At 37.7% G+C, this 26,088-nt stretch carries 28 protein-coding genes and 1 pseudogene; 2 read left to right on the forward strand and 27 right to left on the reverse strand.

Annotated features, from left to right (window positions below; translation table 11 throughout):
• Positions 1-134: 134 nt before the first annotated feature.
• The 6 genes and pseudogenes from dnaK to lepA form a co-directional block, all read right to left on the reverse strand.
• A complete protein-coding gene (gene dnaK / locus KSHG_RS06045) occupies positions 135-1,973 on the reverse strand; it encodes a molecular chaperone DnaK (protein ID WP_010303415.1) in 1,839 nt (612 codons plus the stop codon).
• A 79-nt stretch (positions 1,974-2,052) separates the two neighbouring features.
• Positions 2,053-2,658, reverse strand: coding sequence for a nucleotide exchange factor GrpE (grpE, locus tag KSHG_RS06050; protein WP_010303418.1), 606 nt, complete (start codon positions 2,656-2,658; stop codon positions 2,053-2,055).
• A gap of 26 nt (positions 2,659-2,684) precedes the next feature.
• A pseudogene (gene hrcA, locus KSHG_RS16255) lies at positions 2,685-3,711 on the reverse strand (heat-inducible transcriptional repressor HrcA).
• Between the two features lie 96 nt (positions 3,712-3,807).
• Positions 3,808-4,950: a radical SAM family heme chaperone HemW gene (hemW, locus tag KSHG_RS06060; RefSeq protein WP_010303425.1), complete on the reverse strand. Its 1,143-nt coding sequence runs from the start codon at positions 4,948-4,950 to the stop codon at positions 3,808-3,810.
• A gap of 163 nt (positions 4,951-5,113) precedes the next feature.
• Entirely contained in the window at positions 5,114-5,287 is a 174-nt protein-coding gene (locus KSHG_RS18285) for a hypothetical protein (RefSeq protein WP_154646883.1), read from the reverse strand.
• 533 nt (positions 5,288-5,820) lie between these two features.
• A complete protein-coding gene (gene lepA / locus KSHG_RS06070; protein WP_010303428.1) occupies positions 5,821-7,656 on the reverse strand; it encodes a translation elongation factor 4 in 1,836 nt (611 codons plus the stop codon).
• A 239-nt stretch (positions 7,657-7,895) separates the two neighbouring features.
• Between lepA and rpsT the strand changes: the two genes are divergently transcribed.
• Positions 7,896-8,144, forward strand: coding sequence for a 30S ribosomal protein S20 (rpsT, locus tag KSHG_RS06075; RefSeq protein WP_010303429.1), 249 nt, complete (start codon positions 7,896-7,898; stop codon positions 8,142-8,144).
• Positions 8,145-8,289: 145 nt separating this feature from the next.
• Here the strand turns inward: rpsT and KSHG_RS06080 are convergent, their stop codons facing one another.
• The 14 genes from KSHG_RS06080 to KSHG_RS06145 all read right to left on the reverse strand — a co-directional run bounded on the left by KSHG_RS06080 (position 8,290) and on the right by KSHG_RS06145 (position 19,685).
• Positions 8,290-9,006 carry a YfjL-like protein gene (locus KSHG_RS06080; RefSeq protein ID WP_026022519.1) on the reverse strand — a complete coding sequence of 239 codons (717 nt, stop codon included), beginning with the start codon at positions 9,004-9,006 and terminating at the stop codon, positions 8,290-8,292.
• Between the two features lie 12 nt (positions 9,007-9,018).
• Entirely contained in the window at positions 9,019-10,047 is a 1,029-nt protein-coding gene (gene holA, locus KSHG_RS06085; RefSeq protein ID WP_010303436.1) for a DNA polymerase III subunit delta, read from the reverse strand.
• A gap of 125 nt (positions 10,048-10,172) precedes the next feature.
• Positions 10,173-12,266 carry a DNA internalization-related competence protein ComEC/Rec2 gene (locus KSHG_RS06090; RefSeq protein WP_010303440.1) on the reverse strand — a complete coding sequence of 698 codons (2,094 nt, stop codon included), beginning with the start codon at positions 12,264-12,266 and terminating at the stop codon, positions 10,173-10,175.
• A gap of 157 nt (positions 12,267-12,423) precedes the next feature.
• A complete protein-coding gene (locus tag KSHG_RS06095) occupies positions 12,424-13,005 on the reverse strand; it encodes a ComE operon protein 2 (protein WP_010303443.1) in 582 nt (193 codons plus the stop codon).
• Between the two features lie 79 nt (positions 13,006-13,084).
• Positions 13,085-13,747, reverse strand: coding sequence for a helix-hairpin-helix domain-containing protein (locus tag KSHG_RS06100; protein ID WP_010303447.1), 663 nt, complete (start codon positions 13,745-13,747; stop codon positions 13,085-13,087).
• Positions 13,748-13,834: 87 nt separating this feature from the next.
• Positions 13,835-14,575, reverse strand: a complete 741-nt coding sequence (locus KSHG_RS06105) for a class I SAM-dependent DNA methyltransferase (protein WP_010303449.1) — start codon at positions 14,573-14,575, stop codon at positions 13,835-13,837.
• On the reverse strand, positions 14,565-14,921 hold the full coding sequence (gene rsfS, locus KSHG_RS06110; protein ID WP_010303451.1) for a ribosome silencing factor: 357 nt from the start codon (positions 14,919-14,921) through the stop codon (positions 14,565-14,567). The genes KSHG_RS06105 and rsfS overlap by 11 nt, the downstream gene beginning before the upstream one ends.
• A complete protein-coding gene (gene yqeK, locus KSHG_RS06115) occupies positions 14,921-15,496 on the reverse strand; it encodes a bis(5'-nucleosyl)-tetraphosphatase (symmetrical) YqeK (protein ID WP_010303455.1) in 576 nt (191 codons plus the stop codon). Before yqeK ends, rsfS begins: the two co-directional genes overlap by 1 nt.
• Positions 15,474-16,055 (reverse strand): nicotinate-nucleotide adenylyltransferase, encoded by a 582-nt coding sequence (locus KSHG_RS06120; protein WP_026022520.1) that lies wholly within the window; start codon positions 16,053-16,055, stop codon positions 15,474-15,476. Before KSHG_RS06120 ends, yqeK begins: the two co-directional genes overlap by 23 nt.
• A gap of 15 nt (positions 16,056-16,070) precedes the next feature.
• Positions 16,071-16,373, reverse strand: a complete 303-nt coding sequence (gene yhbY, locus KSHG_RS06125; RefSeq protein WP_010303461.1) for a ribosome assembly RNA-binding protein YhbY — start codon at positions 16,371-16,373, stop codon at positions 16,071-16,073.
• Between the two features lie 3 nt (positions 16,374-16,376).
• Entirely contained in the window at positions 16,377-17,210 is an 834-nt protein-coding gene (aroE, locus tag KSHG_RS06130; protein WP_026022521.1) for a shikimate dehydrogenase, read from the reverse strand.
• A gap of 12 nt (positions 17,211-17,222) precedes the next feature.
• Positions 17,223-18,326, reverse strand: a complete 1,104-nt coding sequence (gene yqeH / locus KSHG_RS06135; RefSeq protein ID WP_010303468.1) for a ribosome biogenesis GTPase YqeH — start codon at positions 18,324-18,326, stop codon at positions 17,223-17,225.
• Between the two features lie 3 nt (positions 18,327-18,329).
• Positions 18,330-18,848 (reverse strand): YqeG family HAD IIIA-type phosphatase, encoded by a 519-nt coding sequence (locus tag KSHG_RS06140; protein ID WP_010303470.1) that lies wholly within the window; start codon positions 18,846-18,848, stop codon positions 18,330-18,332.
• A gap of 54 nt (positions 18,849-18,902) precedes the next feature.
• Positions 18,903-19,685, reverse strand: a complete 783-nt coding sequence (locus KSHG_RS06145; protein ID WP_010303472.1) for a phosphatidylserine decarboxylase — start codon at positions 19,683-19,685, stop codon at positions 18,903-18,905.
• A 79-nt stretch (positions 19,686-19,764) separates the two neighbouring features.
• Between KSHG_RS06145 and pssA the strand changes: the two genes are divergently transcribed.
• A complete protein-coding gene (gene pssA / locus KSHG_RS06150) occupies positions 19,765-20,304 on the forward strand; it encodes a CDP-diacylglycerol--serine O-phosphatidyltransferase (protein WP_010303473.1) in 540 nt (179 codons plus the stop codon).
• Positions 20,305-20,388: 84 nt separating this feature from the next.
• On the opposite strand, the gene mtnN is transcribed toward pssA, so the two are convergent.
• The 7 genes from mtnN to KSHG_RS06185 all read right to left on the reverse strand — a co-directional run bounded on the left by mtnN (position 20,389) and on the right by KSHG_RS06185 (position 26,042).
• Positions 20,389-21,081, reverse strand: coding sequence for a 5'-methylthioadenosine/S-adenosylhomocysteine nucleosidase (gene mtnN, locus KSHG_RS06155; RefSeq protein WP_010303475.1), 693 nt, complete (start codon positions 21,079-21,081; stop codon positions 20,389-20,391).
• An 88-nt stretch (positions 21,082-21,169) separates the two neighbouring features.
• Entirely contained in the window at positions 21,170-21,817 is a 648-nt protein-coding gene (locus tag KSHG_RS06160) for a YrrS family protein (RefSeq protein WP_010303482.1), read from the reverse strand.
• 135 nt (positions 21,818-21,952) lie between these two features.
• Entirely contained in the window at positions 21,953-22,423 is a 471-nt protein-coding gene (greA, locus tag KSHG_RS06165) for a transcription elongation factor GreA (protein WP_010303485.1), read from the reverse strand.
• A gap of 109 nt (positions 22,424-22,532) precedes the next feature.
• Complete coding sequence (udk, locus tag KSHG_RS06170; RefSeq protein ID WP_010303489.1) at positions 22,533-23,171, reverse strand: uridine kinase; 639 nt, start codon at positions 23,169-23,171, stop codon at positions 22,533-22,535.
• A gap of 1 nt (position 23,172) precedes the next feature.
• Positions 23,173-24,435, reverse strand: coding sequence for a peptidase U32 family protein (locus KSHG_RS06175; protein WP_042231510.1), 1,263 nt, complete (start codon positions 24,433-24,435; stop codon positions 23,173-23,175).
• Positions 24,436-24,465: 30 nt separating this feature from the next.
• On the reverse strand, positions 24,466-25,395 hold the full coding sequence (locus KSHG_RS06180) for a peptidase U32 family protein (RefSeq protein ID WP_010303493.1): 930 nt from the start codon (positions 25,393-25,395) through the stop codon (positions 24,466-24,468).
• Positions 25,396-25,409: 14 nt separating this feature from the next.
• Complete coding sequence (locus KSHG_RS06185; RefSeq protein ID WP_010303496.1) at positions 25,410-26,042, reverse strand: O-methyltransferase; 633 nt, start codon at positions 26,040-26,042, stop codon at positions 25,410-25,412.
• Positions 26,043-26,088 lie beyond the last annotated feature (46 nt).

Here is a 26,088-nt window from a genome sequence, read left to right on the forward strand (position 1 = left end):
ATGAACGAATGTATGGAAACATTCATCGTCCCAGCTTCAAAATTTCAGATTGGCACTTTAGGGACAGTCCCTCTTTTCATGCGACTGGACTTGTACTAAATGTTTATTTAGTTGTCAGTTACATTCAAAGACAGTTATTTTTTATCGTCGTCTACTTCAGTGAAGTCAGCGTCAACGACACCGTCATCTTCTTTTTTACCTTGTCCTGCGCCAGCTTCACCTTGTGCAGCTTGTTGAGCGGCAGCAGCTTGTTCGTAAACTTTCATAACTAGTGGTTGTAATAAACCTTCTAATTTTTCTTTTGCAGCTTTAATTGCTTCTAATTCGCCAGCTTCAATTGCTTTTGCTAACTCTTCTTTTGCTTCTAAAACAGGTTTTTTCTCATCTTCAGTCACTTGTTCACCAAGGTCAGCTAATGTTTTGTCTGTTTGGAATACAAGTTGATCTGCTTCGTTACGTAAGTCCGCTTCTTCTTTACGTTTTTTATCTGCTTCTGCATTTGCTTCTGCTTCTTGAACCATACGTTCGATATCTTCTTCTGATAAACCAGAATCTGATTGGATTGTAATGTTTTGTTGTTTTTGAGTACCTAAGTCTTTCGCTGTTACACTTACGATACCATTTTTATCGATGTCGAAAGTTACTTCGATTTGTGGAATACCACGTGGTGCAGCAGGAATATCAGATAATTGGAAACGACCTAATGTTTTGTTATCAGCAGCCATTGAACGTTCACCTTGTAATACGTGAATGTCTACAGCAGGTTGATTGTCTGCAGCTGTTGAGAATACTTGAGATTTAGATGTTGGGATTGTTGTGTTACGATCGATTAATTTAGTGAACACGCCACCCATTGTTTCAATACCTAGAGATAGTGGAGTTACATCAAGTAATACGACATCTTTTACATCCCCTGTAAGTACGCCACCTTGAACTGCAGCACCTAAAGCTACTACTTCATCAGGATTTACACCTTTATGAGGTTCTTTACCTGTTGCTTTTTGTACTGCTTCTTGAACTGCAGGAATACGAGTTGAACCACCAACTAAAATAACTTGGTCGATTTCTGAAGCAGAAAGACCAGCGTCTTTAAGTGCTTGGCGAGTTGGAATCATTGTACGTTCTACTAAATCAGCAGTTAGTTCATTAAATTTAGCGCGAGATAAAGATACTTCTAAGTGTAGAGGACCTTCAGCACCTGCTGTGATGAATGGAAGTGAAACTTGTGTAGATGAAACACCTGAAAGTTCTTTTTTCGCTTTTTCAGCAGCATCTTTCAAACGTTGTAATGCCATTTTATCTTTTGCAAGATCTACGCCATTTTCTTTTTTGAATTCAGCTACTAAGTAATCGATGATTGCTTGGTCAAAGTCATCGCCACCAAGACGGTTATCACCAGCAGTAGCTAATACTTCAAATACGCCATCGCCTAATTCAAGAACTGAAACGTCGAATGTACCGCCACCAAGGTCAAATACTAATACTTTTTGGTCTACGTCTTGTTTTTCTAAACCGTAAGCTAATGCTGCAGCTGTTGGTTCGTTAATAATACGTTCTACTTCAAGACCTGCAATTTTACCAGCGTCTTTTGTTGCTTGACGTTGTGCATCATTGAAGTAAGCAGGAACTGTAATAACTGCTTTTGTTACTTTTTCACCTAAGTAGTCTTCAGCATATTCTTTTAAGTGTGTAAGAATCATTGCTGATACTTCTTGAGGTGTATACTCTTTATCTTCCACTTGTACTTTATAATCTGTACCCATGTGGCGTTTAATAGAAATAATTGTATTAGGGTTTGTAATTGATTGACGTTTTGCTACTTCCCCTACTTGACGTTCGCCATTTTTAAATGCAACAACTGAAGGTGTTGTACGTGCGCCTTCTTTGTTTGCGATTACGACTGGTTCGCCGCCTTCTAATACTGCTACACATGAGTTTGTTGTACCTAAGTCAATACCAATAATTTTAGACATATTCAATTTCCTCCTAATATTTAAACGTCTATTAGACGCTTTCTACAATTTATTTAAATTTTACTATATAGTAAAGATCCTATTCGTTTACTTTGACCATTGCTGGGCGAAGAACGCGATCTTTTAATTGATAACCTTTTTGAAGTTCTTGAAGCACGATACCAGATTCTTTTTCTGAATCAGATTCTTGCATAACAGCTTGATGAATGTTCGGATCGAATACTTCGCCTTCAGTCGCAATCACTTGCAAGCCTTCTTTTTCTGTTGCGGCTACTAAAGAACGGTAAACCATATCGATTCCTTTTTTCATGCTTAACGCCTCTTCAGATGTTGCTTCCACTGATAATGCACGTTCAAAGTTATCAAGTACAGGAAGTAGATCCGTTAAAAGTGATTGCGCGCGGAATTTTGCTTGTGATTCACGGTCAAGTTGACTGCGACGCTTCATATTGTCAAAATCAGCACGAAGGCGTAAATAACGTTCCTCTTCTGTTGCTAGTTTCGCTTCTAATTCGGCAATGGGGTCTACTGGTTGTTCTTCAACCGATTCCGAATTCACTTCTGTTTCTTCTACGACTTCTTCAACTGTTTCTGTCACTTGTTCTGCTGTTTCTGTCGCTTGTTCTACTGTTTCTTCTACTGTTTCTTCTGTAACTTTTTCTTGTTGTTCATTTTTTTCAGTCACTGGTCATCCTCCTTCAAGATGTCGGCTTACATATTATTTGATAATAGTCGACTTAAATCGCCACTCATAAAGTCGAGCAATGTAATTACTCGTTGATAATCCATCCGTTTGGGGCCGATAATAGCAATCGAGCCATGCTGGTTATTTCCTGCGTTAAATGATGCCGTAATAATACTACAGTCTTCAATAGCTAATAAATTATTTTCCGAACCAATTTTAATTTGGATTCCTTCATTAGAATTTGCTTGGAACAATGTTTGAACTTGGGGTTTCTTTTCCATAATATCAAGTAACATACGCACTTTATTAATGTCGTGAAACTCTGGTTGATTTAACATATTCGTTTTACCACCATAGTAAATACGTCCATCGTCTTGTGCAGAAATGCTACCAAATAAACTTGAAATAAATGCCCCATATTGCCCGACATGCTCTTGGATCAATTTACGAATTTCCGCATCAACGCGGAAAGGTATTTCCTCAAGAGAACGACCGACTAGTCGATCATTTAGTATATTGACGATTTTTTTCTATTCTACGTAAGTCATACCCTTCTGGCAACGTAAAGACACGATTTTCAACATGCCCATTATTCGTTACGATAATGGCTACTGCTTGCGTTGACGATAAAGGAACGATTTGGAATCGTTTCACTTTATGCAAATGAACATCAGGTCCCAGAATAACAGACGTATACGTCGTTAGTTCAGACAGGATATTAGCGGATTCGCGAATCATTTGCTCATTCTCCATTAAATCATCTCGAAAGATGGAACGAATGGAGGCGATTTCTTGGTTCGTCATAACTTGAGGTTTCAACAAATGATCTACGTAAAATCTATATCCTTTTTCAGATGGCACGCGCCCGGAAGAACTATGCGTTTTCTCAATATAACCTAATTCTTCTAGGTCAGCCATTTCATTACGAATCGTCGCTGAACTAAATGCAACTTCGTCTTTTTTCGCGATTTGTCGCGAACCAACTGGTTGCCCTGAAGAGATAAAGTCGTCAACGATCACTCGCAATATTTGGAGTTGTCGATTTGTTAACATGATCATCACCTCTTTTTTTAGCACTCGTCTTTAGTGAGTGCTAACACTATATTTAATATAGCGAAAGTTGCTTTTTATGTCAACGCATATGCTTCTTTAATCTAATAAAAATTGTTGGAACACTTCATTACCAACAAAACGACCTTTATACGTTAATTTTATACTGTCTCCTTCTATTAAAAGAAGTTGCTCTTCAACTAATAGCTGAAGTTGCTTTGCAAATAGTTTGTCTAATTCCACATTGAACTTTTCTTTAAAATGCGTAATGGAAACTCCTTCAATTTTACGTAAACCTAAAAACATTTCTTCTTCAACTTTTTCTTTCAGCGGAACTTCATGTCGATCGAGCAATGGCAAGTTTCCTTGTTCGACTGCTGCCATGTATTTTTTTAATGGTCCTAAGTTCGTATACCGAACACCATTTAAATAACCACTTGCCCCCGCACCGAAACCTGCGTATTCATCGTTCTCCCAATAAATACAATTATGAACCGATTCTAGCCCTCGTTTTGCAAAATTACTAATTTCATATTGCATGAGTCCATTCGATTCCATTTGTTGCATTAACATCTCATACATTTCCGCTTCCAAATCTTCCCCCGGAAGTTGTAACTTTCCTTTGTTCATTAAATTATAAAAAATGGTTTTCGGTTCGACAATTAAAGAATACGCCGAAAAATGTGGAAGATTTAATTTGAATGCTTCATCTAATGTATGCTGCCACTGTTCAATCGTTTGACCTGGTAGACCATACATTAAATCAATACTAATATTCGTAAATCCTACTTCTCTCGCTGCTTGAATCGTTTCAAATACGTGTTCATTTGAATGCGTTCTTCCTAATTTCTTCAAGATTTCTTGATCAAACGATTGTACGCCAATACTCAAGCGATTGACGCCGTATTTGTACAACACTTCTAGCTTTTCACGCGTCAGTTCGTCCGGGTTCGCTTCTGATGAAAATTCGACAACTTGATCAAGTGGAATGTATTGTCGTATATAACGTAATAAATTCTCGAGTTGTCCCGCTGATAAAGAAGTCGGGGTGCCTCCACCTAAAAAGACCGTTTCAATTTTTTGAAATGCTTCTGGATACTTTTCCGTCACAAGGCGCATTTCTTGCCCGATTGCTTCTATATATTCATCTACTGGTTGATTTTTAAAAAACACTTTATTAAAATCACAATAATTACAAATCTGATGACAAAATGGGATGTGAATATAAATTCCTCGTACCATCTATGATCCCTACTTTCTACCGTTAATTCCTGTTCTAGTGTATCTCATTTCATACAATAACTATACTATTTTACTTTTAACGCAAAAAAATGGACGCAATCTATTTTTCGATTGCGCCCACTTTTTAAAACATTGTCTATATTGAACATCCAACAAACGATACTTATCCGACTTGTTGAACCCAGTTTTCGTTACATTTCTCATGAAATTGTTTTTGAATTGTTTTAAATTCAGAAATCCGTCTTTGCATGCATGAAACATTTTCTTCAAACTGACAAAGACGATTTTCAACTGTTAAAATTAATTCCTCGATTGATTTTTCCTCATTCGTCAACATGCAAATCACCTCTCTTACTTAAACACTACCCAGATAGTGTTAACTTAATCATATCAAAACATTGTTTTATTGTACATAACTTTATACTCAATAGTATACGTTGATTTTATAGAAACGACAAACCGAATGGTCTATCTCTTTATAGTAAACAGAAAATGTCTAAAGTAACATTTTTTGAGATGAATAGTATTTTTCCACTATGTGCATATTAAAATAACATTTTAAATCATATTTTTATTTTCAAAAGCCTAATTTTAGAGTCTATCGTTTTGCAAGTAATCCAATTTTAAAAAAATTGTCTACATTCATAATTCTTTTCTCACATACTATTTTTCCAAAAAAATATATAAAAGGTATTTAGAACCTTTTTATAATTATTTTTAATTGAAATGTTGCAAAAAGAAAATAATACCGCTATTTTTTTATTTTTTAATACAATTCATTCTTTACAGCACCTATAAAAAATACATACCCCTTTTTCAAGAAATCAAAAAAGACCGAGCAATAGGCTGCTCGGTCTTTTTACTTATTATTTATTTTTTCGGTTGATCGTCATCCATTTTCAAAACAGCCATAAAAGCTTCTTGTGGTACTTCTACAGAACCGACTTGTTTCATACGTTTTTTACCTTCTTTTTGTTTTTCAAGAAGTTTACGTTTACGAGAAATATCCCCACCGTAACATTTAGCTAATACGTTTTTACGCATCGCTTTAATCGTTGAACGTGCAACAATTTTCGTACCGATTGCTGCTTGAATTGGCACTTCAAATTGTTGACGAGGAATTAATTCACGAAGTTTATCAACGATTACTTTACCACGCTCATATGCAAAATCACGGTGAACGATAAAGCTTAGTGCATCGACTTGTTCACTATTTAATAAAATATCCATCTTCACAAGTTTCGAAGGTTGGTATCCGACCATTTCATAATCAAATGATGCATACCCTTTCGTAGAAGATTTTAATTGGTCAAAGAAATCGTATACGATTTCTGATAACGGCATTTCATAGAAAATACTTACACGTGTCGTATCGATATAATCCATCGTTAAGAAGTTACCACGCTTACGTTGACAAAGTTCCATAACCGTTCCAACGTAATCATTCGGAACCATAATAGTCGCTTTTACGTATGGTTCTGAAATTTGTTGAATTTTTTGAGGATCTGGCATTTCAGATGGGTTCGCTACTTGAATTTCTTCACCATCCGTCATATCAACGTGATAAATTACAGACGGTGCTGTCGTAATTAAATCAATGTTAAATTCACGTTCAATACGCTCTTGAATAATTTCCATGTGTAGTAAGCCTAAAAATCCGCAACGGAAACCGAAACCTAATGCTTGAGACGTTTCTGGTTCATATTGAAGTGATGAATCATTCAGCTCAAGCTTTTCAAGCGCTTCACGTAGATCATTGTATTTCGCTGTGTCGATTGGGTATAAACCACAGTAAACCATTGGATTCAAACGACGATAACCGTCTAAAGGCTCCTCTGCTGCGTTTGGTAACGAGGTTACTGTATCCCCAACACGTGTATCCCCTACATTTTTAATCGAAGCAGTTAAATATCCTACGTCTCCGACTGTTAGGAAATCACGTTTTTCCATTTTCGGCGTATGTACACCGACTTCGATTACTTCAAATTCGGCACCCGTTGCCATCATTTTAATTTTATCTCCCGGTTTTACCATTCCTTCCACAATACGGATTGAAATAATAACCCCACGATAAGCATCGTATACAGAGTCAAAAATTAGTGCTTGTAGCGGTGCTTCTGGATCTCCTACAGGTGCAGGTACTTTTTCTACAATTTGTTCTAAAATTTCTTCGATACCAATTCCAGCTTTTGCAGATGCCAAAACAGCTTCTGATGCATCTAATCCGATAACATCTTCCACTTCTTGACGTACACGCTCAGGGTCAGCAGATGGCAAATCAATTTTATTGATTACTGGTAAAATTTCTAAATCATTGTCTAAAGCTAAATAAACGTTGGCAAGCGTTTGCGCTTCAATCCCTTGTGCCGCATCTACTACTAAAACAGCACCTTCACATGCTGCTAAACTACGAGATACTTCATAAGTAAAATCGACGTGTCCTGGTGTATCGATTAAATGCATCGTATACGTTTCGCCGTCTTTCGCTTTATAATTCAATTGAACGGCATTTAATTTAATCGTAATACCTCGTTCACGTTCTAAATCCATTGAATCTAATAATTGGTTTTTCATTTCACGAGAAGCAAGCGCTTCTGTTTTCTCTAGAATACGATCGGCAAGTGTCGATTTACCATGGTCGATGTGCGCGATGATAGAGAAATTACGAATTCGAGATTGTCTATCTAATAATTCTTGTCGATTCATTATTTTCCACTCCTAATTAAACTACTAGAATTATATCAGTCAAGATACTACATTGGCAATATTACACTCATTTCACAAAAAAAACGTATGAAAAGACAAGTTTTTTCTGTCAAGTAAATATTCTTTGCATTTCTCTCTTGCTTTTCGCCAATGAGCTTTGCTATAATAATGCTTGTTGTATTAGATACAAGCACAAGTTGAGAATTTCTCATCTCGATTTATTTTAGGAGGTGAATTTCATGCCAAACATCAAATCTGCTATCAAACGTGTTAAAACTGCTGAAAAAGCTAACGTTGCTAACGTACAAGTTAAATCTGCAATGCGTACAGCAATCAAAAAAGCTGAAACTGCTTTAGTTGCTAAAGATGAAAACGCTGCTGAATTACTTTCTGCTGCTGTTAAATCTGTAGATAAAGCTGCTTCAAAAGGCTTAATCCACAAAAACGCTGCTGCTCGTACAAAAGCTCGTTTAATGAAAAAAGCTTAATTCTATTTCATATAGAATGTAAGAAGGAGTTCGATTACTCGAACTCCTTTTTTTACGTTCTTTTCCGAACACGACCGAACAACATCGTTCGATCGTGTTTTTTATTATCAAAAAAAAGCGACCTACATCATAGATCGCTTTCCCATTATTCATTTAATTGATACGAAATGTCCTTCATTGTCGGAAATTGATTTCCGACAATTGTCGTGACGAACGTTTCTACTTTTTGTCCATCTACAAATTGATTCCCTATAATTTGTAAACGATTCGTATGAATACCTAAAGTGTTAAAACGCTCGTAAATGGTTTTTACGTTATCATACATTTGTTCATTCGTATAGGATGTTGCATCGAGATCAATTTTATATTGAATACCTTTTGGTACTTCAATCGCTTGAAAATCAGGTTCCCATTTTAGTGTGTTCGAAATATCAGATTTCATGACGACAATCGTCGTTGAAACGGCCAATACGTTAGAGAGGTCTTCTGCTAGTTGTTTCGATACATATGTATCTGCTTGCTCTTGTAAGCGTTTTGAAGTATCCTTATCCTCTTTTAACGTCTGAATCGCATCATTCAACACGGCATAGTCGTTCTCTGCGCGTACGTTCATCTGAACAGGGTTTCTTCGATTTTCATTACTCACGACTGTAAAAGAATATACATTCTTTTTATAATCGTAAGCCCCATTTTTCACTTCGTAGTACTCAAACGGATACGTTTTCATTAAATAAGACTCCAAAGAAATCGTCGCTCTCTGTTTAGCGTAGGGTGTTTTGTAAAAGTGTACGTAGACGACACTTGCTACACTAACAAATACAAACAACCCTATGCCTATTAACCACTTTTGGTAAGCCTTCATAAAAACCTCTCCTTATTTGAAACGATAACCAATTGGCTTCATTAAAAAGAATTCTAAAAAGCGTTCTCGATTGCCGCTCATCGTTTTTAATTGTAAGTCCACTTCACCTAATCCGTATAAAGCGTCTAACAACTGTTGTTCTGTAATCGAACCACGATCTTCAACAATTCGTTTTACACGATATGGATTCACTTTTAATTGTTTCGAAATTTGCTGTGGGTGATACCCTTTCGATAGTAAATAATACACGTTAGACATGAGACGTACTTGAGAAGAAATTAAAGCAACGAGTGCAATCGGTTCTTCTTTTTGACGTAATAAATCATGATACATCATCAACGCTGTGTTTTTGTCACCTTGGATGTATGCATTTAGTAATTTAAAAACATCTTGCTCTAGCGTTTTAGCAACCATTTCTTCTACGAGTACGCCATCGATTGATTGAGTAGAATTGGCTACGTACAAAGCGAGTTTGTCCATTTCACTTTGAAGATGCAACATATTAGCTCCTACTAAATCCATTAAACGTTCAATACCTTCATCTAAAATGATTGCTTGACGATTTGCCATCTCATGCTTCACCCAAACGGCTAAGTCGCGTTCTTTTGGTGTTTCTGCATATAAGTACGTACCGTGTTCTTTCATCATTTTCGTTACTTTTTTTCGCTCATCTAATTTTTCAAACGGTGCGATAAAAATCGTAACAGCTGTATCCGAAGGGTGCTGTAAAAATTTCTCCAATTTTTTGAAATCGTGGTTTAATTTTTCTTTTCCCTTTTCTGTCGCTTTTAAAAACGTACAATTTTTAGCAATGACTAATTTTTTATCTGAAAAGAAAGGAATCGTATCCGCTTCATCAATTACTTCATCAACGAGCGTTTCTTCTAAATCAAACGTCATCGTATCAATTTCTTCGATTTCCGATAATTTTGCTTTCATTCGCTTCACTGTCTCGTCGACAAAATATGATTCTTGACCTGCAATAACATATACGGGAGCAATTTGGCCTTTTTCGATTTCTTTCCATAACTTTTGAAACATTATGATTTTCCTCCTCGTACTAATAACGATTTCTAGTATACACGAACTCAGTTCAATAAAAAAGGCGTCAATAATAGGAATTTAACGAAAGAAAAATAAAAAAAACCGTGGTATGCCACGATTTTTTATCGATGTATTTCATACGACCAATTTTTATTCACAACGACTTCTATCGTTCCATCTTCTGCTGTATTTAACGTTTTTATATGAGCCGATTGAAATCGTTCCAAAACTTCTCGTGCAGGATGTCCGTAACGGTTATTAAGCCCCGTTGAAAAAATAGCGAGTTGTGGATTCGTCGCACGTAAAAAATCTGCTGAACTCGACGTTTTAGACCCATGATGCCCTGGAGAAAGAATCGTCGTTGAAACGGATGATTTTTGAAGTAATTCTTTTTCACCTGTCTCTTCTAAATCACCTGTAAGAAGCGTTGAAAAGTTCCCTCGTGCTATTTTCAATACGAGTGAATCATTATTTCCTTCGTATATACGGTCATATGGCCACAAATAATCAAATTGCACGTCCCCGATTACAAAAGACGTTCCTGCCATTATTTCATAAATAGGAATATGCTGTTGCCTTGCTTCCTTCCATAAATCTTGCATAACAGGCTTCGTCATACAACTAGGCGTCACATAAATTGCTCGAACGTTCAACTCTTGAAGTACTTCCTCTGCCCCTTCTGCATGATCTGCATCCGCATGGGTCAAAATAAGTTGATCAATCGTCGTAAGACCCTTCCCTTTTAAATACGGGACGACAACTTGCCTTCCTACTTCATATTTCGTAGAATTCGTCTTCCAAGCGTCCCCATCAAAACGTAAAATCCCACCAACGTCGACGACTATTACTTGCTCGCGACTCGGCAATTCGATAATCGTACTGTCTCCTTGCCCAACACTTAAATACGTAATGCGTAAATCATCGTGAAACTTCGGAATGAATGAAAACGCTACTACCGGTAAGACAATCATGAGCGTAGCCCACACGTAATACCGTTTTTCAATGAAAACAAACATCCAAATAACCGTTATAAACATGACGACTAAAAATAACATACTCGGTCTACCAGGCTGCCACAATTGATAAGGTAAATCTGCTATCGTGACAAGTAGCGTAGAAAGACTCATTCGTAGTTTCTCATACAATGGGAAAAGAAATGTATTAATAGGTGAAAGGAGAAACGCATTTAGAAAGAAGAATACGTTGATTGGTAAGATCACGAATGAAAAAAGTGGTACGAGGAAAATATTCACGAGGAAGGAAGAGAGGCTAATTTCATAAAAATGATACAAAAGTAAAGGATAGACGAGCAATTGGCAAACGAACGTAATTAAGAATCCATTTTTCAACCAATGACTCGTCACTAAAATATTCGAAGAAAAAATGAGCGCACATGTCGCTAAATAGGACAATTGAAATCCTACTTGAAAAATGGAGAAAGGTTGCAACCAAACGAATACGATGAAGGAAATACTAATCGCATCACTCGCCGTCAATTTTTCACTTCTCATTTGAATGAGCAACACAATCACCGTCATCATAACAGAACGCCACACAGAAGGCGCTCCACCTGCCAATACCGCATAAATAGGCAATGCGATTAATAAAAGCACAGCTGCGACGTGTAAACGCACACGACAAAAGAGGAGCAATTGATAAAATAAACCTCCTAATAAGGCGACGTGCAATCCCGAAATCGCAAATAAATGCGTAATACCTAAAATTTGATACGTACGTTTCGTATTTTGATCTAAATCCTCTTGGTCACCGAACAATAACGCTTTCGCCTCCCCAGCTAGTGATGCCGGAAACGTCTCGTCAATTTTTTGAAGTAATGAAAAACGATATTGGCCTAAGCGCATCTTCATTGATGAATCCACGCTCGTAAATACGAGTTTGTCGATTTCATAAACACCGACCGCTCCTTGGCTTTTTAAATAAGATGCCATTGAAAACTGAAAGCGATGAAGTGGTGCGTCTGGCAGTGTAAGTTGTCCCGTTAGCGTTGCTTTCATACCGACTAAACTGCTCGACTCCATACGCTTCTTCTCTTCTTCAGAGGACAACTTGTACGTCACATACACGTTTAGACCATCTTTCATTTTTACGAATCCACGCACGTATTGCCCCTTCACTTTATAGCTATCTTGGAACGTTACTTCAATCGTCTCAGGCAACGTTGTCGGTAACGTATCCATTTTATGTTGTGCGTGCAAAAAAATAGCGTAGCACTAAAAACTACTATGCCTATAAAAAGCATACTATTTCTTCGCCAATACAAATAAATCGTATACACAAGTAGAAAAATAAAAAAAAGCTTTGGCCACATGAATGCAGCAAGCGTTGCACCTAATATAGCCAAAGCAATATAAATTAATTCGTTTTTAAAGTCGTTTTGCCAAATAGTTCGGTCACCTTCTGTTCATACGGTGCCAATTCTTCTGGTGTCGCGCCTTTCTCTCGCAGTTCGTTGATTAATTGTACGTAAAGTTGTAACTTTTCATCACTTAAAAAGTCAATTTTTCGTTCATCAAACGGTACGTGTAATACGTTTACGCCCGCTTGTCGTAACAACTCGATTGCGTACTCATTATTTTTATAATCTGTCGCATAGTATAAGTTTTGAATACCCGCTTGAATAATCGACTTCGTACACGGTAAACAAGGGAAATGCGTAACGTATAAATCCGCGCCATTCGTCGGCGTACCGTACTTCGCACATTGTAATAGCGCATTCGTTTCTGCATGAACGGTACGAACACAATGATTATCTACGACATAACATCCTTTATCGATACAATGATCGTCACCTGAAATCGATCCATTGTATCCTCCGGCGATAATTCGTTTGTCGCGAACGATTGTCGCTCCGACAGACAATCTCGTACACGTACTTCGAATCGCAAGTAGATGGCTTTGTGCCATGAAAAATTGGTCCCACGTAATACGCTCCATATGAACGCCTCCTATCAATTGAATACTATTAGTTTATCGCTCACATGCGATAAACTCAATAAACTGTCGAGAAGTCAGACTAATTTATCGTCACAAGAGGTTTTAATCGTTCAACGGTCTTCTCTCCGAATCCACTAATTTTCTTTAAATCATCAATCGATTGAAACGGACCATTTTCCGTTCGGAATTGAATGATGGCTTCTGCTTTTGCAGGTCCAATACCACTGATTGTTTGTAGCGCTGCTGAATCTGCCACATTAATATTAATGAGCGCCTGCTCCGACGAGACAGCATTTTCATTCGATTGCGCTGCCGAAGGTATTGCATTCACAATACTACCTTCCATTTTCTCGCCTTTTTTCGGAACGTAAATGACCATTTCATCTTTCAACTTCTCGGCATGATTAATCATTTTACTATCCGCTTGCTCTTTATAGCCACCAGAAGCCATTATTGCGTCGTATACACGATCTTCAGGCGATAATTCATAAATACCTGGCTTTTTAACAGCACCCTTCACATCAACAACTAAGGTCGCAGATGGCGTCGTTGCACTTATTGTATTCGTATTGGATTGTGTCGGTTGATTCGTAGCAGTGGCATTCGTCGTTTCGTCTGCCAAATTTTGTAGTGGTTGAACATTGGAAAGTGTATCGTTTTTCGATTCATTCGAGGAAAAAAAGTAGAAGAAAATAGCACCTACAATTAGGACGCCTAGAAGAAAATATTTTTTATATTGCATCAAAAAAGGAATTAGCTTCACACACCTTTCTCGAGGCATTCATAAGAAGCTAATTCCACTATACTGTATTTTACATTATTTTACAATTTATTTTACGCAGTGAAAGAAAATACGTTCTGAATCAAGCGATGGCGCTTCATCTGTGAAGTCCGCTGTAATCGTAATCTCTTCAAAACCTGCTCGTTGCAACATCATCATATACGTTTCAATTGCATACGTACGTTGATAATGTTGTTCTTCAAAGCGTTCAAATAAACCATTTTCTTGTTGGACATAAAATAACATATCATGATGAACAGAATGAGGTGCTTCCCCCGGTTCTGTTTCCCATAAGTACGTAATTTCTTCATCATCGTACGTAAATGGACTATCTAAGAAGATTTCATCCATTTTAAACAATGAATGAACATCAAAAAATAAATGTCCGCCTTCTTTTAAAGCGGCATAAATTCTTTCAAATGTTTGTTGAACAGCTTGCTGCTCACGTACGTAATTTAACGAATCAATCGGAATCGTCACAACATCTAATTGTTCGAAACCATCTAACTCGTCCATCGATTGGCAAACGAAGAAAATTTGAACATCTTCTTCGTAGCTACGCTCACTTGCGACCATTAACATCTCTTCTGATAAATCAAGTCCACTTACGTCATAACCGTTTTTTGCAAAAGCGATTGCCATCGTACCGGTACCACATCCGATGTCTAACAATTTACGATTTTGTTTCGCAGGAGCATTCTTCTGAACCCATTCAACATACGCATCATACGGAATGTCCGTCATTAATGCATCGTACACTTCTGCAAAGCGACCATAACTACTCGCCATCTGACTCAACTGCTACAAACGTTTCTGGTGCATCGCCCCATAAACGTTCTAAATTGTAATAACTACGTTCATCTTTATGGAAAACATGTGTTACAACATCGCCAGCATCAACTAGTACCCAACGACCTGCATCAAAACCTTCCATACGTTTTACGTCATGTCCTGCTTTTTCAGCTTGTTCTTTTACTTCACGTGCGATTGCTTGCACTTGACGTTCAGAACCACCTGAACAAATTACGAAGTAATCAGAAAGTAAAGAAATACCTTCCATGTTTAATACGACGATATCTTCTGCGCGTTTATCGTCTACTGCTTTAAATACTGTATCTAAAAGTGTTTGAGTCATTATAAATTCCCTTTCTTTTTTAACAATAAATCATTGTAACAATTAAATGAATCCGGAAATACAGGTTGATGTTTCGACATTAAAAATTGAATCGAATGAGAAAGACACGTAATCATTAAGTCTTCTAGAGACATCGATTTCGCTGCTTCTCTTAGTTCGTCTACACCAGGGAATTTACGATTTGGTTCAATCATATCCGCAATGTACACTACTTTTTCTAAGTCGCTCATTCCGATACGTCCTGTCGTATGAAAGCGAATAGCATTTAGCATATCCAAATCGGTAATACCAAATTCCGTTTCTGCTACGTACGCACCTACTGGCCCATGCCATAATTCATGGTGATAAGCCAATAATGTCGGATCCATTTTTTGTTCAATAATCGTTTGTTTCATCCAATCCTTGTCTGCATATTTGCAAGAATCGTGTAAAATAGCAGCTACTTCTGCTTTTTGAACGTCTTGACCGAATTTTTCGGCAAGCGTCATTGCTGTGTCTGTTACGCCAATTGTGTGAATATAACGTTTTTCAGGCATACGGGGTTTCATCGCTTCAAGTAAACGAGCGCGTTCCATATAATCCTTCCTCTCGAATATATTGTTCCACTGCTTCTGGCAGTAAATATTTAACGGTCGTCCCTTTTTTGAGACGCTCGCGAATGAGCGTAGAAGAAAGATCCATCAAAGGGGCTTCTACAATTTCAACGTCATAAATCGACTTACCGACATAGCCAGGGCGTCCTACACCGACAAATCGCACGAGTTTCACTAACTCTTCAATGTGATACCACGTATGCAATTCCGCTATACTATCGCCTCCGATAATAAAGTAAAATTGTACATCTGGTTCTCTTTTTGTCAGCTGTTGCATCGTTTCATACGAATACGACACACCTCCACGCTCAATTTCAAAAGGCTCTAATACAAATTTTACATTGTTCGCAATAGCGAGACGCGTCATTTCTAAACGTTGCATCGCTGTTGCATCGCCTTCTTTTATTTTATGTGGAGGAACCGCATTTGGCATAAATCGTACTTCGTCCAATTGTAATGTTTCTGCCACCTCATTCGCCATTAATAAATGAGCGACATGCGGTGGATTAAACGTCCCTCCGAACAAACCAACTCTTCTCACAGTCATCACCCTTAATTAAGCTCTTGGTAATTCAATTCTACGGTCGTCGCGTTTTTTCGCTTCTTTATATAAAACAACTGTCAAACCAATTAATTGTACTAATTCTGCATCTGTACCTTCTGCTAATTGTTCAGCAACTGTTTTTTTATCGAATTCACAGTTATCTAAAATACGCACTTTAATTAATTCGCGTACTGCTAAAGCTTTCTCAATTTGACGACATTGCATTTCGCTTACGCCGCCTTTACCTACTTGGAAAATCGGGTCTAAATGATGTGCTTCTGCACGTAAAAATCTTTTTTGCTTACCTGTTAACATGAATTAATTTCCTCCTAATTGTTCAAGCAATGATTGCTTAACAACTTTTGCATCTGGATAAACCGTCGTCCAATGCTCATAGGCTAATGCACCTTGGTGAATAAACATCCCTAAGCCTGTAACGACTGTCGCTCCTTGTTTTTGTGACTGTTCTAAAAATGGTGTCATTAATGGATTATACACAATATCGGCAACAATTGCAGTGTTTGCTAAATGTTCTAATGAAATTGGTAAAGCAAATTGACTATGATTTAATCCTGCAGATGTCGTTTGAATGACAATACCATATGCGCCTAATTCATCGGAAGCTTGTTGTAAGGAACATGCTTTCACACTTGGATCCATTTCCAAACAAATGGCACGTGCCTTTTCAACCGTACGATTCGCAATTGTTATGTCTCGGTAACCTTCTTGCCAAAGAGCGAAACAAATCCCTCGTGAAGCACCACCAGCACCTAACACGAGCACTTTTTCTTGTTTATGTGACGTGCCGACAACATCTTCTAATGAACGGACAAATCCTAAACCATCTGTATTGTAGCCCTTGTATTTACCATCCGCTTGACGAACGACCGTATTGACCGCACCCATCTTCTCAGCTAGGGCATCTACTTCATCTAATAAAGGAATAATCGCTTCTTTATGTGGGATTGTAACGTTAAAACCACTACACCCGAGTACTTTCATTCCTTCAAAAGATGCGCGTAGTGACTCACGTGAGACGTGTAATGGAATATACGTGGCATCTCGTCCTTCTGACGTCATCCATAAATTATGCATGAATGGTGACATCGAATGTTCAATTGGATCTCCAATTACTGCATACCATTTTTTCACGAGCATTTCCCCCTAAATAAGTGACGGACGAATCGTTACTTCTACACCTTCTGGAGCATAAGCTGCAACGACAACATTTGCATTTTGTACCGTAATCCAACCTAAACCTGAATAGACGATATCAATTTTATCTTCTTTAATTGAAAATTCATGACGAACGAGCGGTGGCAGTTGGTCAATAAATTCTTTCGTAGGTGGTGCTAAAAGTTCACCTTTATGCGTTTCATACAGCTCATCCGCATTTTCTAACTTCGTACGGTGAATGTTTAAATCATTCGCAATGTGTACCGTGAAGTTTGAACGATGCCCTTGAATGAAATCAAAACGTGCTAAAGCACCAATGAAAAGTGTTTGCTCTGCATTCAATTGGAATGTTTTTGGTTTGATTTCTTTTTTAGGCATAATATATTTTAACTCTTTTGCATCGATGTGATGCGCCATTTGGTGATGATTAATAATCCCTGGTGTATCGTAAATCGCTTTTTCATCGTCTAAAGGAATTTCAATCATATCTAATGTCGTTCCAGGGAAGTAAGACGTTGTGATAACATCTCCTTGTCCCGTCGCTTGTTTAATAATACGGTTAATAAATGTTGATTTCCCAACGTTCGTACATCCAACAACGTAGACGTCTTCTCCGCGACGATATTCTTCGATTTTTTCCATCGCTTCTTCGATGCCGTTTCCTTTATGCGCTGAAACGAGTAATACGTCAACTGGTTTCAAACCAAGTTGTTTCGCTTCTTGACGAATCCAGTTAATTACTTTTTTCGGATTAATTGATTTCGGTAATAAATCGACTTTGTTTGCGATTAATAATACAGGGTTATTGCCAACAAAACGGTGTAACCCTGGTAACCAGCTACCTGTGAAATCAAAAATATCGACGATTTTTACGATTAAGCCTTTTTGCGTTCCAAGACCATTTAAAATACGTAAAAAGTCGTCGTCTGTTAACGACACTGGTTGTAATTCGTTATAATTTTTCAAACGGAAACAGCGTTTGCAAATTATCTCTTCTTTTTCTAAAGCAGAAGCAGGTGCAAACCCCGGTGCTTTTGGATCCTCTGTTTGAATTTGTGTACCGCAGCCAATACAATGTGGCATTTCATTCATAATTTATTGTTCCCTCCATGTTTCAATACCTTTTTTGCGTAAATAATTAAATACGCGGCGTTCGATTTTACGATTTAATTTCGTTGCAAAACCGTCTGATTGTGCAACCGGTTTAATTAAGATCGTGTGCATGTGAAGCGCATTTGCTCCGAGCATGTCTGTTAACATTTGATCTCCTAGCATCATAACTTCTTCTGCAGGCAATCCTAAAACGTGTAACCCACGTTTAAATGATTTTGCAAGTGGTTTACGCGCTTGGAAAATGTACGGAATATTAAGCGGCTCTGCAAAATGTTTTACACGCGGCTCTTTATTATTCGACACGATCAACACTTTAATACCTGCTTGGACCATTTCTTCCATCCAGGCAGCAAGTTCAGGTGTTGCATCTGCTCGATCCCACTCTACTAATGTATTATCTAAGTCTGTAATAATCCCTTTAATGCCTAATGCATGCAATTTTTCAGGTGTAATTTCAAAGACTGTATGAACAAACTCCTTTGGCATAAATCGTTTATACACTATAATTTCCCTCATTTTATCAATTTTTCGTTAGTCAACAAGCTACTCTAAAGATTATACCATATACGTGAATGCTTCTCCCACTCGTATAATCGCATCTTTTTGGACGTTTTGTGTAAAGCTTGTTTTTCCTTTTTCAAAAAAAACCATGACTGTCGAGCCAAACTCAAACAACCCGACTTCGTGTCCTTTTGTCCACTGCTGTTTCTTTTCTGTCAATTGAATAGAATTCACAAACATGGCCCCTACTTTAACAACAGCCATTTTCCCACATTCTGTTTGCAGTTCTGTTACGCATCGATAATTATGTGACAGCGGTTTTTTTCCGTACGTCAATCCGATTTGATTGACTGGATACGATTTTCCGCCTAAAAAATATTGGCGTAGCAATTGACCATCCACTGGGCTATGTACGCGGTGATAATTAGATGGACTTAAGTAAAATACGATGTATTGTCCACCAACATACGAGTCTGCAATGTCTGGCTGTCCGAATACGTCTAGTAGCGAATAATCTTTCCCCTTAACGACGTAATGACTTTGTGCAGTGACCTCTCCGAACGACTCGATTTTCCCGTCCACTGGGCTCGTAATGACTTGTTCTCTTCTATCGATCGGACGTGCTTCTTCTTTTAATTTTCTCGTAAAAAATTGTTGAAGTGACTGAAATTGATTCATAGGTCCAACGACGTCTTTCGTATCTATATGATACAATTTAGAATAAGACGATATACAATGTTTACTCAACTTGCTCGTTGCGAACAGTTGAAGTAATTTCGAAGTTGTTCTATTATTTGTTAGTTCAATCGTTTTTTGATAAAAAAATCTTTTCCACACGATGCATTCCCCCTTGGGCTCTATTCATTGTATATGAACAGCTTTTGAAATCAAGTAATAAATTTAAGGAGCGTCACAAATGTTTATACTCCAACAGATCGAAGCTACGATTCGGAAAACAAAATCCCACTTAGCGAACATCATTACTCTTGGAAATATTTCTTTCGGTTGCGCATCTGTCATTGCGACATTTAGCCAAGCTTATAGTCATGCCATTTTATATATTTTTATCGCGGCACTTTTAGACCGTTACGACGGCAAGGTTGCACGTAAATTCAACCAAGAGTCCGAACTAGGAAAACAACTCGATTCGATGAGTGATGTTATTTCTTTCGGCGTTGCACCAGCACTTTTAATTCACGGTGCTGTTTTAAGCGAGTACGGTTCAATTGGTGCCATCATTACCGTATTTTATATGGTTTGTGGTGCTTTTCGTTTAGCACGGTTTAACATTACCGAATCAGATGGTTATTTTAGCGGTCTTCCAATTACAGCTGCAGGTGTTATTTTAACCGTTTCTTACTTTGCCATTCCATTTATTAATACCCAATTTTATATCGGGCTATTTTTCTTTATGGGTCTGGCAATGATTAGTTCATTTAAACTAAAAAAAGTGTAGCTACGATGCTTTAAAACATCTTATATCAAAAAAGTCCTCCTCGTTTCGCTAAGCGATTCAAGGAGGTCTTTTTTTTCGATTATATTAAAGTTTTTCAATTGCTTTCAATACGACTTGTGTCGAATGTTTCGCGGCAATCGGTAAAAATTCATCAAAACTAATATTTGATTGTTTTCCAGCAATATCAGATAACGCACGGATGACAACAAATGGTGTACCGAATTGGTAACATACTTGTGCAACTGCTGCGGCTTCCATTTCTACTGCTTTCATCGTTGGGAAGTAACTACGTACTTTTTCAACGCGAACAGGATCATTCATAAATGAATCACCTGTCGTAATTAAACCTGTCGCTGCTTGGTGTTCACCAATAGCTTTCACAGCTTCTTCCGCCACTTGCATTAAGTGTGCATCCGCTTTAAAGCCAGCTGGCATTTGAGGTACTTGACCCATTTCATATCCGAAAATAGTTGCATCCACATCGTGATGACGTACTTCATCAGAAATAACGATTGCTCCAACTTCTAGATTTTCATCGTAACCACCAGCAGAACCTGTATTAATGACAAAATCCGGTTGGTATTTTTCAAGTAAAATCGTCGTAGACATCGCGGCATTTACTTTACCAATTCCTGATTTTAATAAAATAACGTCTTTGCCTTCGTACGTACCTTGTGTGTACTCACTATTTGCGATTGTTTCAGATGTAGCGTTTTCTAACGTAGCGCGGAGAAGTTCTACTTCTTCTTCCATTGCGCCAATTATTGCGATTTTCATGGAATATTTCCACCTTTCAAATTGTATCCTCTTTACGATATACAAAAGAACCGCTTATCGTCAAGCAACAAGCGGTTCTTTTCATGAACTAATACGTTCCGTTCAATGTTTTTAAAACGTCTAATTGTGTCGTCGTCCACCCTTTATTTGGAACCCATTCCAAATAAATTCGGTACATTTTCGTACTATCTGCAGACGTCACGACACCGATTGTTTTTTGATTAGATCCGCCATTTTTCACACGAATAATACGCATCTCTTCTTCTGGAATATTCGAAACAGTCGCAAGTTCTGTCACTTTCTCTTTCCAATCAAGCGAAGAGCCATCGTATTGCGAAATGTGATCTTCTCCAATTGCTTCTGTTTGTTCAGTTTGTAGCGGCTTCCATGCATCATCGACAATAGCCATTTCTACATTTTCATCCGCTACGTCTACTCTACGAACTGTTGAACGTTCGGTAATGTCTTTCTTCAAGTCAGCTTTCTTTTCAGCCTCTTGCTTTGCCTTTTCGTCCACTTCTTTTTGCGCTTCCGTTTTCTCAGCTTTTTGTGTCACTTTCGCTTCTTCTTTTATGTTTTTTGAAGAACCTTCATACGTTAATACGTTATATCCTACAATTAAAATTAATATACTGACGATTGCAATTAATCCATTTAACATTTTATCCGATTTCTTTTTCGGCGTCTTTTCTCGGTCTGGATTGTATCTTCTTCGTCTTTGTGGTGGTTGTTCCATATTGATCACCTCATATGTTTATCATAGCATATATTTGAATTTCACTGCGTTCCTTCTACATTACAATACCGAAACATTTCAATAACAAAACGAAAAGCGACAGGCTAAAGTTGCCTGTCGCTTTCAACAATCGAACTATTTTACTTCGATAATTTTAACGTTGAATTCGCCACCAGGAGTAACGATTTTAACTGTTTCACCTACTTTGTGTCCGATAATACCTTTCGCAATTGGAGAATCGTTTGAAATACGACCTTCGAATGGATCTGCTTCGGCAGAACCTACGATTTGATACGTTTCAGCTTCACCGTCTTCTTCAAAAGTAACGGTGCAACCAATTGTTACGATATCTGAATCTACTGAACCTTCTTCAATAATGATTGCATTACGAATCATTGTTTCCACTAATTTAATACGTCCTTCTACAAAGCCTTGTTCGTCTTTTGCAGCGTCGTACTCTGAGTTCTCTGAAAGATCACCGTAACCACGAGCGATTTTAATACGTTCCACAACTTCTGGACGTTTTACTGTGATTAAATCATGTAATTCATTTTCTAATTTTTCTTTACCCTCTGCAGTCATTGGGTATTGTTTCTCTGCTGACATGTAAGTCACTCCTTAATTACGAGTAAGCGTAATAAAAATACTATGTCGCTCACTTTATACGAGTAAGCGACATAGTTGTTGTTAAAATACATTTTCAGTATCTATCATATTACACAATGTTGTTAGATTCAAGAATAGTTTTAATTTTTGTAACCATTAAATCAATCGCAACGACATTTTCTCCACCTTCTGGGATAATAATATCTGCGCTACGTTTCGTCGGTTCGATGAATTGATTGTGCATCGGACGAACGACTGATAAGTACTGTTCAATAACTGATTCCATTGAACGTCCACGTTCGTTAATGTCACGTAAAATACGGCGAATAATACGTAAATCCGCGTCTGTATCGACAAATAATTTCATATCCATTAAGTTACGTAATTTTTCATCTGCTAATACTAAAATACCTTCAATGATAATAACATCTTGTGGTTCAATGTGAACGGTTTCTTTTGCACGTGTATGTAGGGCATAATCATACACTGGCTTTTCAATCGGTTCGCGTTTTAATAATTTTTCAATATCTTGTGCTAATAATTCATTATCAAAAGCATCTGGATGGTCGTAATTCGTTTCAAGACGTTGTTCAAATTCTAAGTGACTTTGATCTTTATAATAATAATCTTGTTCAATTACAACGACAGAATGGTCTTTAAAGACATCTAAAATTGCATGAGTCACACTTGTTTTACCTGAACCTGAACCTCCTGCAATACCGATTACTACTGGTCGACGTTTCGCCATTTTATCGCATCTCCTTACGCATCATATCATATGGGCTTACTTTTTGTGCACATTTAAAGCGCACGATTTCTAGTGGGTGGCGTGCGGCATCTAAGCTGTTACCTTTTTCATCAAAAATTTCTTCTACAACGACCGTAAAATTCTCCATGTTCGGGCCGAAGAATTCTACTTCGTCCCCTGGCTTAAAGTAATTACGTTGTTGCAATGTAACCATTTGTGTGGCTTCGTCATATTCAACGACCATACCACAAAAGTCATACGTTGTTTGTTTACTATGTGTACCAAACATTTGTTGTTCATAGCTAGGCTCTCCTTCAAAGAAAGAAGAAGCCGTTTCACGATTAGCACATTTCGCTAACTCTTCTACCCATTCTTTCCGAATGACAAAATTTTCTGGGTCTGCGCAGTAAGCGTCTATCACTTTACGATACACTGTCACAACTGTCGCAATGTAGTGGATTGATTTCATACGACCTTCTATTTTTAATGAATCAATTCCTAATTCAATAATTTTCGGAATCGATTCAATTAAGTTTAAGTCTTTCGGACTCATCGCAAATGCATCATCATCTTCGGTGAAAAGAGGTTTTTCTTCCCCATCTTCTACCGCATATAAATCATAATCCCATCGACATGATTGGCAACAACCGCCGCGATTTGAATCACGAGCAGTCATATGGTTTGAAAGAACACATCGACCCGAATAAGCAATACACATTGCGCCGTGTACGAATGACTCAATTTCGATGTCGACATTTTCTTTCATCAATTTAATTTCTTCAGCACCTGTTTCACGTGCTAAAACAACACGGTGTAATCCTTCGTCTTTCCAATACTGAACGGCTTTCCAGTTTGAAAGAGATTGTTGTGTCGATAAATGAATTTCTAATTTAGGTGCAACGACTTTACACGTTTCAATAATTAATGGATCGGCGACGATAATCCCTGTAACACCAGCACCTTCAAGCGCTACTAAGTAGTCTTCTAGTCCATCCATATTATCATTGTGGGCAAAAATATTCGTCGTAACATAAATTTTTGCACCGTACGCTGCCGCAAATTCGACACCTTCATGCATTTCTTCAATAGAAAAATTACCAGCATTTGAGCGTAAGCCAAATTCTTGGCCGCCAATAAATACCGCATCTGCACCGTAATGTACCGCAATTTTTAATTTTTCTAAGTTACCAGCAGGTGCTAGCAACTCAGGTTTTTTCGTAATAACACGTTTGCCATCGACAATGCTGCTAATACGATCATTCATTTCAATAATTGCCACGTTTGTTCGTACCTCCTAGTAAACTGTTTCTTTAAAGAAGAATCCTGTATCAAGCGGACGAAGCGCAGGTTGTACATCTTCGATTGCTTTTACAAGTTGCTCTTTCATATCAAAATAAGCATCTTCATCTTCAAAAAACGTATCAATCGCTTTGCGATATTGTTCAACGACTGTCACGACGTACGCTTCTTCTTGTAGTACACCTTCAATACGGAACACATCAACATTCGCTTCGAAAAGTTCTTCCAATTCATCTATGATACACATATCTGCTGGTGAATAAATATGTGTGCCATTTAAATCTTCATAAATTGGATATTTGTTGTTACGCTCTTTGTCGTGTAAATACATATTGCGTGCATCTTTACGATTTTCGATTTCCATCGCTTTGTCTTGATATAAGAAATAGTTTCCTAATAATGGGCGTTTTGATTGGAACATACATGTCATACCGTGTACTTGTACTTCAATTTCGACATCGGCATTTTCTTTAATCTCAACGATTTCTTCTATACCAAGTTCACGAGCTAAATACGCACGTGTTGCGCCTCGTTTGCCCCAATAATTTACTTGGAACCAATTTGTTGCAATCGTTTCAGCATCCCAGTGGAGTGGTATTTTAGAACCCGTTTCACGCTTCGTCATCACAACGGCTGGATCCCCATAATAAATCGCGTCTACACCGATTTTTTCTAATGCCATCATATATGGCGCTAATCCGGGTACACGGTCATTATGAAAAATGGCGTTCATCGCTACATATACTTTTTTGCCTGCAGCATGAATCAATGTCGTTGCTTCTTTTACATCTTCAATTGAAAATTCGCCCGCTAAACGTAAGCCAAATTGTTGTTCACCAATTACAAATGCATCTGCACCCGCTTCTAATAAAGCTTTAATGTGATTGACTGATTTTGGCGTTACGAGTAATTCAGGTTTTTTCATCTACTCGTCACCTCTTACTTCTTTATACAAACAAGCAACCCATCACCGATTGGGAAAAATGTTGATTGGTAATCATCATTTTGAATAACCCATTCTGCGAAGTGGTGCAAGTTACGAATCATTGTTCTTTTTCTTCTCGGTACATCTTTCATATCCAAGTCTGACAAACCATGCATATACATATTATCAATGTATAAAATGCCGCCTCGTTTTACTAATGGGCTGTATCGGTCGAAGAATTTTTGATATTGCCCTTTTGCTGCGTCGATAAAGACGGCGTCAAAGCCATCTTCCACTACTGGAATAGTAACTTCTAACGCGTCACCTTCTACTAGTTCAATTTGATTCGCTACGGCAGAACGTGCAATAAAATCTTTCGCATTCGCAATACGTGCCTCGTCACGTTCAATCGTAACGATTTGACACGTAGGTACTGCTTCAGCCATGCGAATAGCAGAATAACCAATGGCACTTCCGACTTCTAATATTTGCTGTGGCTGTTGAATGCGTAACATTTGAAGCAATGTTTCAATGGCCGGTAATTGCATAATCGGCACATAATTTTCTTCTGCGTATTGCTCCATTTCGAGCAATAAATCATTTCGAACTGAAATAAAAGAATTCGTATAGGCATCTGAAATATTCACATTTACTATCTCCTTACGTATATACAAAATACACTTTATCCTATCA

Source organism: Kurthia senegalensis (assembly GCF_000285595.1).
GTDB classification, from domain to species: domain Bacteria; phylum Bacillota; class Bacilli; order Bacillales_A; family Planococcaceae; genus Kurthia; species Kurthia senegalensis.

Excerpts from the sequence above, each read along its gene's own strand:
- KSHG_RS06175 (WP_042231510.1), bottom strand. The coding sequence starts at position 24,435 with ATGAATGATCGTATTAGCAGCATTGTCGATGGCAAACGTGTTATTACG.
- greA (WP_010303485.1), bottom strand. The coding sequence starts at position 22,423 with ATGTCAGCAGAGAAACAATACCCAATGACTGCAGAGGGTAAAGAAAAA.
- KSHG_RS06100 (WP_010303447.1), bottom strand. The coding sequence starts at position 13,747 with ATGCAATATAAAAAATATTTTCTTCTAGGCGTCCTAATTGTAGGTGCT.
- KSHG_RS06095 (WP_010303443.1), bottom strand. The coding sequence starts at position 13,005 with ATGGAGCGTATTACGTGGGACCAATTTTTCATGGCACAAAGCCATCTA.
- dnaK (WP_010303415.1), bottom strand. The coding sequence starts at position 1,973 with ATGTCTAAAATTATTGGTATTGACTTAGGTACAACAAACTCATGTGTA.
- yhbY (WP_010303461.1), bottom strand. The coding sequence starts at position 16,373 with ATGTTAACAGGTAAGCAAAAAAGATTTTTACGTGCAGAAGCACATCAT.
- mtnN (WP_010303475.1), bottom strand. The coding sequence starts at position 21,081 with ATGAAAATCGCAATAATTGGCGCAATGGAAGAAGAAGTAGAACTTCTC.
- rpsT (WP_010303429.1), top strand. The coding sequence starts at position 7,896 with ATGCCAAACATCAAATCTGCTATCAAACGTGTTAAAACTGCTGAAAAA.
- KSHG_RS06160 (WP_010303482.1), bottom strand. The coding sequence starts at position 21,817 with ATGGAACAACCACCACAAAGACGAAGAAGATACAATCCAGACCGAGAA.
- KSHG_RS06105 (WP_010303449.1), bottom strand. The coding sequence starts at position 14,575 with ATGGCGAGTAGTTATGGTCGCTTTGCAGAAGTGTACGATGCATTAATG.
- holA (WP_010303436.1), bottom strand. The coding sequence starts at position 10,047 with ATGTTTCAAAAGTTATGGAAAGAAATCGAAAAAGGCCAAATTGCTCCC.
- lepA (WP_010303428.1), bottom strand. The coding sequence starts at position 7,656 with ATGAATCGACAAGAATTATTAGATAGACAATCTCGAATTCGTAATTTC.
- KSHG_RS18285 (WP_154646883.1), bottom strand. The coding sequence starts at position 5,287 with ATGTTGACGAATGAGGAAAAATCAATCGAGGAATTAATTTTAACAGTT.
- yqeH (WP_010303468.1), bottom strand. The coding sequence starts at position 18,326 with ATGAATGAAATGCCACATTGTATTGGCTGCGGTACACAAATTCAAACA.
- hemW (WP_010303425.1), bottom strand. The coding sequence starts at position 4,950 with ATGGTACGAGGAATTTATATTCACATCCCATTTTGTCATCAGATTTGT.
- rsfS (WP_010303451.1), bottom strand. The coding sequence starts at position 14,921 with ATGACTCAAACACTTTTAGATACAGTATTTAAAGCAGTAGACGATAAA.
- udk (WP_010303489.1), bottom strand. The coding sequence starts at position 23,171 with ATGGCGAAACGTCGACCAGTAGTAATCGGTATTGCAGGAGGTTCAGGT.
- yqeK (WP_010303455.1), bottom strand. The coding sequence starts at position 15,496 with ATGGAACGCGCTCGTTTACTTGAAGCGATGAAACCCCGTATGCCTGAA.
- pssA (WP_010303473.1), top strand. The coding sequence starts at position 19,765 with ATGTTTATACTCCAACAGATCGAAGCTACGATTCGGAAAACAAAATCC.
- KSHG_RS06180 (WP_010303493.1), bottom strand. The coding sequence starts at position 25,395 with ATGAAAAAACCTGAATTACTCGTAACGCCAAAATCAGTCAATCACATT.
- KSHG_RS06080 (WP_026022519.1), bottom strand. The coding sequence starts at position 9,006 with ATGAAGGCTTACCAAAAGTGGTTAATAGGCATAGGGTTGTTTGTATTT.